At 54.1% G+C, this 255-nt stretch carries 1 rRNA gene; it reads right to left on the reverse strand.

Annotated elements, in window-relative coordinates:
- Positions 1-255, reverse strand: a 16S ribosomal RNA gene (locus M3152_RS17905); the annotation flags it as partial.

The raw sequence follows: 255 nt of genomic DNA on the forward strand, positions 1-255 counted from the left end.
GGAACGTATTCACCGTGGCATGCTGATCCACGATTACTAGCGATTCCGGCTTCATGCAGGCGAGTTGCAGCCTGCAATCCGAACTGGGAACGATTTTATGGGATTGGCTCCCCCTCGCGGGTTTGCAACCCTTTGTATCGTCCATTGTAGCACGTGTGTAGCCCAGGTCATAAGGGGCATGATGATTTGACGTCATCCCCACCTTCCTCCGGTTTGTCACCGGCAGTCACCTTAGAGTGCCCAACTGAATGCTGG

Source organism: Sporosarcina luteola (genome assembly GCF_023715245.1).
GTDB lineage: Bacteria > Bacillota > Bacilli > Bacillales_A > Planococcaceae > Sporosarcina > Sporosarcina luteola_C.